The 11949-nt window shown below is 59.9% G+C and carries 7 protein-coding genes, 1 tRNA gene and 2 rRNA genes (1 of these 10 cut by a window edge); 2 read left to right on the forward strand and 8 right to left on the reverse strand.

Annotated features, from left to right (window positions below; all coding sequences use genetic code 11):
* Positions 1-835: 835 nt before the first annotated feature.
* The 4 genes from V8J38_RS13005 to V8J38_RS13020 form a co-directional block, all read right to left on the reverse strand.
* Positions 836-1243 (reverse strand): hypothetical protein, encoded by a 408-nt coding sequence (locus V8J38_RS13005; protein ID WP_338576229.1) that lies wholly within the window; start codon positions 1241-1243, stop codon positions 836-838.
* Entirely contained in the window at positions 1240-2637 is a 1398-nt protein-coding gene (locus V8J38_RS13010) for an HlyD family type I secretion periplasmic adaptor subunit (protein WP_338576231.1), read from the reverse strand. Before V8J38_RS13010 ends, V8J38_RS13005 begins: the two co-directional genes overlap by 4 nt.
* Positions 2634-4805 carry a type I secretion system permease/ATPase gene (locus V8J38_RS13015; RefSeq protein WP_338576232.1) on the reverse strand — a complete coding sequence of 724 codons (2172 nt, stop codon included), beginning with the start codon at positions 4803-4805 and terminating at the stop codon, positions 2634-2636. Before V8J38_RS13015 ends, V8J38_RS13010 begins: the two co-directional genes overlap by 4 nt.
* An 868-nt stretch (positions 4806-5673) precedes the next feature.
* On the reverse strand, positions 5674-6867 hold the full coding sequence (locus V8J38_RS13020; RefSeq protein ID WP_422388346.1) for a DUF4238 domain-containing protein: 1194 nt from the start codon (positions 6865-6867) through the stop codon (positions 5674-5676).
* Here V8J38_RS13020 and V8J38_RS13025 point away from each other — a divergent pair.
* Positions 6779-7156, forward strand: coding sequence for a DUF2513 domain-containing protein (locus tag V8J38_RS13025; protein ID WP_291783572.1), 378 nt, complete (start codon positions 6779-6781; stop codon positions 7154-7156). The genes V8J38_RS13020 and V8J38_RS13025 overlap by 89 nt on opposite strands.
* A 263-nt stretch (positions 7157-7419) precedes the next feature.
* Here the strand turns inward: V8J38_RS13025 and V8J38_RS13030 are convergent, their stop codons facing one another.
* Entirely contained in the window at positions 7420-8148 is a 729-nt protein-coding gene (locus V8J38_RS13030) for a hypothetical protein (RefSeq protein ID WP_338576235.1), read from the reverse strand.
* A 601-nt stretch (positions 8149-8749) separates the two neighbouring features.
* Between V8J38_RS13030 and V8J38_RS13035 the strand changes: the two genes are divergently transcribed.
* Positions 8750-9745, forward strand: a complete 996-nt coding sequence (locus V8J38_RS13035) for a recombinase family protein (protein ID WP_338578629.1) — start codon at positions 8750-8752, stop codon at positions 9743-9745.
* A 7-nt stretch (positions 9746-9752) separates the two neighbouring features.
* Here V8J38_RS13035 and V8J38_RS13040 read toward each other — a convergent pair.
* From V8J38_RS13040 to V8J38_RS13050, 3 genes are all read right to left on the reverse strand, one after another.
* Positions 9753-9829: transfer RNA gene (locus tag V8J38_RS13040), tRNA-Met, on the reverse strand.
* Positions 9830-9886: 57 nt separating this feature from the next.
* Positions 9887-10001 (reverse strand): 5S ribosomal RNA (rrf, locus tag V8J38_RS13045).
* 82 nt (positions 10002-10083) lie between these two features.
* Positions 10084-11949, reverse strand: a 23S ribosomal RNA gene (locus V8J38_RS13050); it runs 915 nt beyond the window's last position.

Consider the following 11949-nt stretch of genomic DNA (forward strand, 5'->3'; position numbering starts at 1 on the left):
TCCAGGCAAATTATCGAATGACGTATAAGGATCTATAGGCTCAACGATCAAAACATCCTGTTCCGGAGAAGAAAGCCCGGGAGAAAATGACAGCGTGGATTTGGTTTTATTATGCAAGCTTTCAAACCAAACCATATCGCCAACTCTATCCAGTACAGTTGCGCCTATTATGTTATTATTTCTTGCATAGGATCTTGCATTTCTACCTATCACATAGGTAACACTCCCAACACGCGCAACAACAATAGCCCCTCGATTGAACCGCTGAGTTCCAACAGCTATAGCTATGCCCGTCCTATGATCTTCTTCATAATCACGAATCCAACGATTACTCGCTCCGAGAGCAGATAAATCGTATATATTCGCACTTACAGCATGTCCAATTTCATGCCCAAGCGTGTCGTCGAAGAAATATCTCTGAGAAATTAAACCAAGACGGTCAATCTCTTTAGCATTAACAACAATTACAAGATCATATTCTGCGCTTGGATCTCTAGATATCTCATTTCGAACATTACCGGCAGCCCCAACGTAGTTAGCAGTCGCCAAGTCGTCACTACTTCCAGGGACCCAACTTTTTGTCGCCTGACTGTATGCAGGGGGGACGACTCTCGTAAGAAACAACTATAGCAACGCGTAAATTCGCATCCTTAGCTTTTCGCCACAGTGCCGCCGTTGGCGCATTTATTGGAGAATCAATTCTTCCAAGAGAAACTAAAATACTCGCATTATAGACGGAACCCACCGGGGAGATAATGGTTACTGGAGGAGAATTTCTTCCACCCGCGAACGGCATAAAAATCGGAGAATAATTGATTGAAGGAAGGTCAGGCATTCAATCAACAACCATGCAACTGGAAAAGGATGCTTTATCGCTATTAAATAGATTAATGTTGTGATCTTTCGCGAAATTATAAATAGGAACGAACTCCTGACTGTTATTCACAGGGTAGTCAATTCTTACAATATTAACAAAAGGAACATCACCACACACCAACCCCGGATACTCCCACTCTTCGCCGTGCATTAAGCCAAGCTGAAGCTGAATCAATCTATCCGACATCATGTAATATAATGCATGTTTAGATTTTCCATCTGCTTCTTCCCCATGCATGCATCCAAACGACAAATTTGCTGCAAAAACAACAGCACTCACAGTCAAAATACGAGATAGTAACCTGCTGCACGTCCAATCGGGACGATTAGATGCTCGAGGACGGGGAAGTTTAAACACAATCATCACCGCTCTCTCCCCGCCGTCCCTACCGCCTTGGCGATAGGCGACAGCAAATACTCAATCACACGCCGGCGCCCCGTCACGATCTCCACGGTCGCGGCCATTCCCGGTTGCAGCACGGCCTTTTCCCCCACGCCCATCCTGAGTTGCGTCTTCGTCAGGCGCACACGCGCAGGAAACACGAGTCCACGAACATCGTCCACCGTGGCGTCGGGCGACACATGCTCCACCACGCCTTCCAGGCTGCCGTAGCGGGTGAAGGGGTAGGCCTCCAGCTTGACGATGGTTTGCATGCCGGGCCGCACGAAGCCCACGTCGCGGTTCAGGACCAGGGCCTCGACAATCAGGTCCTCTCCGTCCGGGACGATGGTGATCCGAGACTGCCCCGCCTCGGCGACCTCTCCCAGCGTCGTGACCGACACCTCGTTGACCACGCCCGATACCGGGGCCGTGAGCCGTTGCAAAGCCTGACGCTGATCGGCCTTGGTCAGGGTCTCGGCGCGCGTGGCGACCACGGCCTCGGCTTCGGCCTTTTCCCGCGCCGCCTCGGCGCGGAAGGCCTGCTGCGCCTGGATGCGCTCGCGCTCGATCATCGTGGTCTGGGCCTGGGCCTCGGCCTGGCGGTGGCGCTCGGCCGCAAGCTCGCGACTGAGGGAGATGTAGCGCTCCTCCTGCTCCAGAACGCGCAGGCGCGGAGCCAGGCCGCGGCGCTCCAGTTCCTGGCGAGCGGTCAGCTGCTCGCGGGCCAGCGGCAGGGTCTCCTCATAGCGGGCGACGTTCTCGGCCGAGGTCAGGGCGGCGGAGCGGGCGCCCGCCCGGCGCTGGTCCAGGGCGGATAGATTGGCCAGATGTTCCTGAATGCGCGCCTCGACCACCTGGCGCTCCGCCGCGACGGCGGCCGGGTCGGCGCCGTCCGGGGGCTGGAAGACGATACGGCCCGAGGCCAGCCAGTTCAACAGGGCGTCGGCGCGCGCTCGGGTCAGGCGCGCGGTCGCCAGTTCGGATCGCGCGGCGCCGGCGTCGGCGTCGGCCACCGTCGGGTCCAGCTCGATCAGGGGCAGGCCCGCCTCGACATGCTGTCCCTCGCGCACATGGATGGCGCGGACGATGCCGCTCTCGGCCGTCTCGACCGTACGCAGCCGGCCGGTGGGGACCAGCCGCCCCTCGCCCACCGCCACCACGTCCACGTGGCTGAGGATCGACCACAGAAGGGCGGCCAGGGCGGCGGCGATGATGGTCCACAGCACCGCGCGGCCTACAGGCGAGGGCGGGGTCTCGGCAATCTCCAGCGCGGCGGGCAGGAATTCCTTGTCGCGCCATTCCTTGACGCCGGCCTTGCGACGCCGGTTCTCGGCCTTCCAGGCGTCCTTCAGCACGGACCAGTGTCGCGACAGGCTCATGCCGGTTCTCCCATCGGGTCGCCATGCATCTGGGTGCGCCACAGCTGGGCGTATCGACCATTGGCCGCCATCAAGGTGTCGTGCGTGCCGACTTCCGTGATCGCGCCGTTCTCCATGGTGATGATGCGGTCGGCCATGCGGATGGCGGACAGGCGGTGGGCGATGATCATCACCGTGCGGCCCTTGGCGATGGCGCGCATGTTGCGGTGAATGACAGCCTCGGATTCCGCGTCCAGCGCCGAGGTCGCCTCGTCCAGGATCAGGATGCGCGGATTGGTGACCAGGGCGCGGGCGATGGCGACGCGCTGACGCTGACCGCCAGACAGGTTGCCGCCCCGTTCCTCGATCTGGGTGTCGTAGGCCTCGGACAGTTCGAGGATGAATTCATGGGCGCCGGCAAGAGTCGCCGCCGCCATCACGCGCTCGGTCGACATGCCGGGATCGGCCAGGGCGATGTTGTCGCGCACCGAGCGGTTGAACAGCAGGTTCTCCTGCAGGACCACGCCGACCTGACGCCTCAGCCACGCCGGATCGACCAGCGACAGGTCCGTGCCATCGACCATGACCCGACCGCTTTCGGGCACATAGAGGCGCTGAACCAGTTTGGTGAGGGTCGACTTGCCCGATCCCGAGGGACCGACGATGCCGACGACCTCTCCCGGCTTCACCTCCAGCGAGACCCGGCGAAGCACCTCGCGGCCGCCCGGCTTGTAGCGGAAGGTCACGTCGTCAAAGGCGATGTCGCCCTTTATCTGCGGCAGGGCTGAACGGGTCGCCGAGAACTGGGCTTCGGTCGGGGCGTTGAGGACGTCGCCGAGACGATCGACGCCGACGCGCGCCTCCTGAAACTGCTGCCACAGGCCCGCCAGACGCAGCACCGGCTCCGCCACCCGTCCCGCCAACATGTTGAAGGCGACCAATTCGCCCACGGTCAGATCGCCGCCGATGACCAGCCTGGCGCCCACGTAGAGGATCAAGGCCGTGGAGACCTTGCTGACCAGTTGGATGGCCTGCCCGCCCCAGATGTTCAGCTTCGCGGCCTTGAAGCCCGCCTTCACATAGGCGGCCAGAAGACGCTCCCAGCGGTTCTGCATCTGCGGTTCGACCGCCGCCGCCTTCAGTGTCTGCACCCCCGTGACGCTCTCGACCAGGAAGGCCTGACTCTCGGCGCCGCGCTGGAAACGCTCCTCGATCCGCCGCCGAAGCGGCGGCGTGATGATGAAACAGATGATGGCGTAGAGGACGATGGTCCCCGCCACGATGGCGAACAGGAAGGGCGAGTAGAACCACATCACCACCAGGAAGATGACGGTGAACAGCAGGTCCACGAAAAGGGTCACCGACGAAGACGTCAGGAACTCCCGGATGGTCTCCAGTTCTCGGACCCGGGCGATGGTGTCGCCGACGCGCCGGGATTCGAAATAGGCCAGCGGCAGGTTGAGCAGGTGCCGATAGAGCTTGGCGCCCAGTTCGACATCCACCCGGCTGGTCGTGTGAGAGAAGACATAGGCGCGCAGGCCGCCGAGAAAGCTCTCGAACACCACAACCGTGATGAGGCCGATAGCCAGAACATCCAGCGTCGTCAGCCCCTGGTGGACCAGAACCTTGTCGATCACGACCTGGAAAATCATGGGCGTCGCGAGGGCGAAGAGTTGCAGCGCCAGCGAGGCCGCCAGCACGTCGCCCAGCATCCAGCGGTACTTGACGAGAGCCGGAATGAACCAGGTGACGTCGAACCTGGTCTGCGCCGCAACAGACAGGCGCGTCGTGACCAGAATGGCCCGGCCGGACCACACCTGCTCGAACTCAGACAGCGTCACGGCCGTCGGAGCCGCACCCGGACGTTGTATCAGGACCTGTCCATCCCGAATCGCGCCGATGATGAAATAGTCGCCAGATCGGTCCTTGCCGATCGCCGGGAGGGGCGCGCGTTCCAAGCCTTTAAGTTCGAGCGTGACCGCTCGCGCCTTGGCCTCCATCCGCTTCGCAAGAAGGACGAGATCGCTATCATCCGCGGACCTTCCATGGCCCAGGGCGTGTCGCAGCTGGGCCTGGTCGGACGGAATCTGATGGAAGGCCAGAAGGGTCGTCAGGCACGAAAGGCCGCTGTCAGCGGCAGGCGTTGCGCCTGCCTGTCTCGCCGCACTCACGCCGTAACCCCCCGCCACTCGCGTATGGCGGGTATCTAACTCCTTACACGGCTGCAAGTGAAATAACGGCGAAACGCAAAATATTTGTAAAGATGAACGTGGAAAATACCGACCCAAAAGCGCAAGCGTTTGCCACGGTGCCGGCGTTCACTTGGTCTATAATGGTGCTGACAGGGACGCGTGGTCCGACTTCATCACGCAAGATCCGCTTCGCACGGCAACGGGCGAAGAGCTGAACTCCTAGATCAACCGGGAGCCGCCGCCATCATCGTTCCCAACCCAGCGGAGCTGGTGTGGCCGATGCACGCCCGCCCGACCACATCGCCCTCCATCAAGGAGAGCCGTCATGGCCCGATCGAAGACCAAGCTCGTCCGTATCCGCGTCACGGACACGAGGTGCCCTGAGAAGACACGCTGTCACGCCCAGCGGCCGATCCAGGACGCTGCGGGGTTCCAAGCCCTCGCCGGCTTCACCGACGTGCACGCCCGTCGTGGGAGTTGGCACACCTTCCGCATCGCCGCGACAAGGCTCCCAGCCTTTGAGCGGGAAATCCGCAACCTCGTCAGAAGCCGACGCGTGGACGTCCAGATCGCCGGCATCCCCATCCTCGTCCCGGCGGCACGCGCGCCAGCGTCCAAGCTGCTGAGGGTGCCCACGGCCCGGCAGCCAGCGGCTCGACGACAACAACTCCGCTCAGCATAGGACGCCGCGTGCTGCAGCGACTGCTTTCCCGTTTCGGCGAGGTCACGATCGGAGGGCTGTCTCGGACCGCAGCCCCTCGCGACAGGCTTGCCCTTAGCGGCTGCCGGCGGCATTGCCGCCATAAGCGGTCATTGGCTCCGAGCCTGGAAGCAGACGTTCAATAGGTTGAGCGGCAGATGTCGGCTAGAATGACAGCCGCATACCCCTGCGGTACGAGTCCTTGTGAGCGAGCATCTCCTTCACAAGGTCAAAGGGTTGGTTGCGCGTCAGGACGTAGCGTTCAGCGCTTCGTACCTGAAGGTGGTTGATGAAGCGCAGGTTGTCCGCATCCGATTTCAGCGGAGTGCGTGTTTCCAACGCGGCGATCATCGCCTTTGTGAACGGCCACTTTGCACGGAGATGAGCCAACGCCTCGCGCTCGACCTGCGTCAGCGGCGCAGTACCTAACGCTTCCAAAAGAGACAGTGTGCCCAGCATGGTGCGGTGCTTCTGTTCCGCGTCTAGCAGTTCCGCAGTAAGTGAGGGACACCACAGCGCCAGCAACAAATCTGGAGCGATCGGGCAGTAAATTTGAATGCCAGGCACTGCAAGGCCGATGTTTCCATACGGCCCCATGTCGCGGTCGTTGTGCATCGCCAGCGGGGTGTCACCGAGATAGAATTCGCCGACCTCCGGTTCGAAAAGCAACCATGTCTTCTTCAGGAGCAACTCGGCCAACTCAGCGGCCGAGGTCCGCATCAGTTCGAAAACCATCTGCTTGCGCTCATCGGCTGTCGGCGCAGCCGGAACGTCGGCGTCTGCCTTATCCCTCGCCATGGCCTTGGCGACCGCCTGCATCTGATCCATCATCTGATCAATGCGCACACGAGTGTCTGGCCCTCTCACGAACTGGACGGCCAAGAAGAAGGCGAGCGTTACTTGCTCCTTGCCATCTAGGTTTGCCCAAGAGCGTTCATCAACCAGTTTGCGCAGCACTGGCGCTGCCCTGTCCTCCAACTTGGACAGAGGACCTTCGACATCTTGGACGAAGTCGTCCTGCCAGATTGTGTTGAAGTAGCGTCCCGCGAGCACGTCCTCTAGCCGCGCGATGAAGGAGCGGTCCGAGTGCTTGTCGAAGACCTGCACCTGTTCGGCCTTACCCGCACCCCGCACAGCAAATGGACGCATCAGCATGCGAGGGACGTAGTGCTGATTTTTCGGTATCGGCGGCTTGGCCAGCGTATGTCTCCCTGTTTTCAGCCGCCACGCTAAGGTGATGCTGGCGAGCGAATCGCGAATGGATAGCGATATGAAACTCGAAAAAGAGCTGGTGCGGAAAATCCTCTTGAAGGTGGAGGAGTTCGAAGGTGGTATATATGAAGGCGTTCCGCTGGATATCGCCGACTACACGGAACGGCAGATCGCCTACCATGTGATGCTTCTCATCGAAGCCGGGTATCTGGTTGGTGAAGACCTTAGCACCCTTAGCGGCGAGGAGTGGGAGGTCCAGCGGCTAACCTATGCTGGCCACGAGTTCCTCGACACGATCAGGGACGCGGAGGTCTGGAGGCGCACAAAGGACGCGGCCATAAAGGTTGGCGGCGTCAGCCTTCAAGTTATGGTGGAGATCGGCAAAGCCTACGCCAAACAGGTGCTACAGGAGCGGACTGGCATCGTCCTAGCCTGAGCGGCTCATGATCAGGTCGTGCCAGGTCTTCGCATTTGTCGGTGACTAGCCACGGGTAGTCGGTCCGCCCAGCTTGAAGGCGGACATCGACAATGCGCAACTATCGTCGAGGACCAGATCCGGCCCATTCGGGGACGTCCCAGACGCGCCAGCAGCGGACATTGGTCGGCCGTCCAGAGGCAGACGTTCGGCCGGCATCACGTTCGAAGTCCGCATTCGACCCATTGCGGACATTGGCCTTGACGGCCCACGGGAACGGCAGGTTATCCGAATTCACATTGCGAAACCTGATCGCGGAGAAACTCGTAGGCTGGTTGTGCTGACGGCTGGGAACGGCGGATACGCTCCCGTATGGCCCCTACGCTGCTGGCGAAGGGCCGCCCTCGACAAGCCCGCGTCTCGATCATGATTTGGCTGATTGCTTCGTCACAAAATGCCTCGTCATCGAGATCGGCAGAGCAACAGGTCTCAATAAGTTGGCCAACCGACTGAACTTGGAAACGCGTCGGAACCTCAATCGGAACGGGAGGACGTATTCGTTCGATGCCGTATGCGTCAGCGACAGCGACAGCGGTTGATACGACCAGACGACGCAAATCCTCTTTGGCGGTTTCATCGCCAAGACCGGAGGCCCTTTGGAGCAAGGGCACGACGGTCTCCAAGTCGCGCCTCATATTAAGATTCGTGATCGCCACATGCCGCATCGCGACGGGAAGACCAGCGTCGCTGAGGCGGATAGCGATCTGTCGCGCGGTGACCTCATCCTGATGGCAGATCGCAAAATGACCCATCATCGCCCCGAAGTCCTCGTCTGAGGGACGAGCATCGGCGACCAGTCGGTTTACCTCGGTCTCAGGCAAACAGAGGCTGTCAGAAGGCTTCACCGCTCCCGCCTCTTCAAGTGATCGGGGCGATTGAGGTGATGATTTCTCAGGTTCCGGCGTGCAGGCGGTCAACCCGAAAGCAAACGTGGCGACGACGGCCCAACGCATTGATCCAGCCCCTACATGTCAGACCAACTTTGCAGTCTGCGGTTGGAAAGCATCGGTCATCTCTCGCGAGCGAGCAATGGCCGCTAACCACCCTTAGACGACATTAAGCCACCCAAGACTCCACGCAGCCCGCCTGATGCCAGGTGCCCCAGAAGCGGTAATAAGTGCAGTTCTGCCCCGAGCCGGCCAGCGCCGCCAAAGACACCCCGACATCAACCTCAGCCCTGTAACCACCAAGGCTATATCGCGGGGCTTCTACTGTGCGGCTCGCGGCATAGGTTCCAAGAGGGAGCTGATCGTATGCCAAGGCGCGCGGGAAGCCCAACTCCCGCCAGTTGCACATACGATCTGAAGCTATCACGCGATAAGGGTGAGATGTGCCGCGCAACGCCTGCGCCATAAGCATGCAATCGGCTCCCAAGGGGCCGTCCATTCCCTGTCCCCGAACAGGGAGAGCTATTCCGGCTATTGTCACTATCAACAGCAGCGAAGCGGTGACCGCTGAGGCCACGCTTACGGCTCCGATCCGTCTTTTCATCGGGCTCCCCCAAGGTAGCGACGACATTAGCAGGTCGATAGCCGCTAACCACCCTAAGCGAACATAGGCTCACGACCCGTTGCAGCAGGCGAGCCTGGGCCGCGGGGCGGGACATGGACGCCGTCGACCATCCATGGCGACCGCCGCGCCCAGGACGGCATCCTGCACCAGGAGCTCTATATCGGCGTGCGGGTGTTCAATCGGCGCCGCTACCGCAAGCACCCCGACACCGGAAAGCGCTCATCGGTGCTGAATCCGCCGGAAGACTGGATCCGTCAGGCCGCTCCGGAATTGCGCATCATTGATGATGAACTCTGGGCGCGGGTGCAGAGCCGCAAAGCAGAACTGTCCGCCCTGCCCGCCGCCCAGGGCCGCAAACCGAAACGCCTTCTGTCCGGCCTGATGAAATGCAAGCAGTGCGGCTTCAGCATGACCCTGAACGCCGGCAAGTATAACTGCAGCGGACACCGCGAACGCGGGACCTGCACCAACGGCAAAATCATCGCCGCCAAGACGGTGGAAGAGCGCGTCCCCACCGGCATCAAGACCCACCTGCTGTCGCCGGAAGCGATCGCGGAGGCCGTCAGAGCCTTTCACGCCGCCGCGGACGCGGAGCGCCGCGCGCTTCAGGTCGAACAAGCACCCCTGGAACGCGAACTGGCCGAGATCGAGCGCAAACTGAAGCGCGCGCAGGCCATGTGTCTAGACGGCGCGATCGAGACGGACGAACTGAAGACGATCAGCGCGCCGCTGAAGACCCGCCGGAGCGAGATCCAGGCCCGACTGGCGGCCGACGCCGCCCCGTCGGCGATCCAGCTTCACCCCGGCGCCGCCGATGCCTATCGGCGGCTGGCGGAAAACCTGCACCAGGCGATCGACGGAGAGGACGGCGAGGAGGTGCGGGCGGAACTGCGCAAGCTGATCGAGCGCGTGGACTTCATCCCGGTCGAGGGCCTGGGCAAGTTCCAGTTGGAGGTGCACGGCGGGCTGGCGGCGCTGCTGGCGCTGGGCCAGGCCCAGAAAGCAGCAACCCCCGGAGCGAGAGCTACGGGGGTTTAGTGATGCTTGGGTGCGGGAGCAGGATTTGAACCTGCGACCTTCAGGTTATGAGCCTGACGAGCTACCGGGCTGCTCCATCCCGCGGCAAGGCGGTGCGTAAAGGAAGAAAGGTTCGAGAAATCATTCATGTGTGTCGGGTAGACCCGGCGGCGACCTACTCTCCCGCGCCTTAAGACGAAGTACCATCGGCTCTGGAGGTCTTAACGACCGAGTTCGGAATGGGATCGGGTGGGGAACCTCCGACAGAGCCACCAGGTCAACCCGACACACACGAATGAAATGAGAAGATATCGTCTTTTGATTTCGGCAAGTAAAAACCGAATGAGTTTTGCTGAGAAACGATCAAGCCGATCGGATTATTAGTACCAGTAAGCTTCACACGTCACCGCGCTTCCACACCTGGCCTATCAACGTGGTAGTCTTCCACGATCCTCAGCGAAGCCTTGTTTTGAGGTTAGTTTCCCGCTTAGATGCTTTCAGCGGTTATCTATTCCATACTTAGCTACCCTGCTGCGCGGCTGGCGCCACGACAGGTCCACCAGAGGTATGTCCATCCCGGTCCTCTCGTACTAGGGACAGATCCTCTCAAGCTTCGAACACCCACGGCAGATAGGGACCAAACTGTCTCACGACGTTCTGAACCCAGCTCACGTACCACTTTAAACGGCGAACAGCCGTACCCTTGGGACCTGCTCCAGCCCCAGGATGTGATGAGCCGACATCGAGGTGCCAAACTTTGCCGTCGATATGGACTCTTGGGCAAAATCAGCCTGTTATCCCTAGAGTACCTTTTATCCGTTGAGCGATGGCCCTTCCACGCGGGACCACCGGATCACTATGGCCGACTTTCGTCTCTGCTCGACTTGTCAGTCTCGCAGTCAGGCTAGCTTATGCCATTGCACTCGACGACCGATTTCCGACCGGTCTGAGCTAACCATCGCGCGCCTCCGTTACACTTTGGGAGGCGACCGCCCCAGTCAAACTACCCACCACGCCATGTCCCGGGACCGGATAACGGCCCTCGGTTAGACGTCAACGACAGTAAGGGTGGTATTTCAAGGATGGCTCCACCAGAGCTGGCGCCCCGGCTTCATAGCCTCCCACCTATCCTACACATACGGTCGCTAACGCCAAGGCGAAGCTATAGTAAAGGTTCATAGGGTCTTTCCGTCTGACCGCGGGAACCCCGCATCTTCACGGGGAATTCAATTTCACTGAGCCTGTGCTGGAGACAGTGGGGAAGTCGTTACGCCATTCGTGCAGGTCGGAACTTACCCGACAAGGAATTTCGCTACCTTAGGACCGTTATAGTTACGGCCGCCGTTTACCTGGGCTTCAGTTCGGAGCTTTCACTCCTCCCTTTAACCTTCAGGCACCGGGCAGGCGTCAGACCCTATACGTCGCATTGATGCTTCGCAGAGCCCTATGTTTTTGCTAAACAGTCGCTACCCCCTGGCTTGTGCCACTCATTCCTGGTTGCCCAGGGTGAGTCACGCTTTTTCCGAAGTTACGCGTGCAATTTGCCGAGTTCCTTCAGCACAGTTCTCTCAAGCGCCTTGGTATACTCTACCTGACCACCTGTGTCGGTTTCGGGTACGGTCTCTGCTGGAGTTATTTCCAGGGACAACGCCACCGCCGGGAACAATCCAATAAGCCCCGACGACTTATGCCATCCGTCACTTCCAGCTGGTGCAGGAATATTTACCTGCTTCCCATCGACTACGCTTTTCAGCCTCGCCTTAGGGGCCGACTAACCCTGCGCAGATTAGCTTTACGCAGGAACCCTTGGTCTTTCGGCGACAGTGTTTCTCACACTGTTTATCGTTACTCATGTCAGCATTCTCACTTCCGATACCTCCAGCCAACCTCACGGTTGACCTTCACAGGCTTACGGAACGCTCCGCTACCGCTTGCAGTAAACTGCAAACCCATATCTTCGGCGCATGGCTTTAGCCCCGTTACATTTTCCGCGCAGGATCGCTTGATCAGTGAGCTGTTACGCTTTCTTTAAAGGATGGCTGCTTCTAAGCCAACCTCCTGATTGTCAAAGCAATCCCACATCGTTTCCCACTTAGCCATGACTTGGGGGCCTTAGATGATGGTTAGGGTTGTTTCCCTTTTCACGACGGACGTTAGCACCCGCCGTGTGTCTGCCCGATAGTACTCCTGGGTATTCGGAGTTTGGTTAGTATTGGTACCGCTCG

The sequence above is a fragment of the Brevundimonas olei genome, assembly GCF_037055245.1.
Lineage (GTDB): Bacteria > Pseudomonadota > Alphaproteobacteria > Caulobacterales > Caulobacteraceae > Brevundimonas > Brevundimonas olei.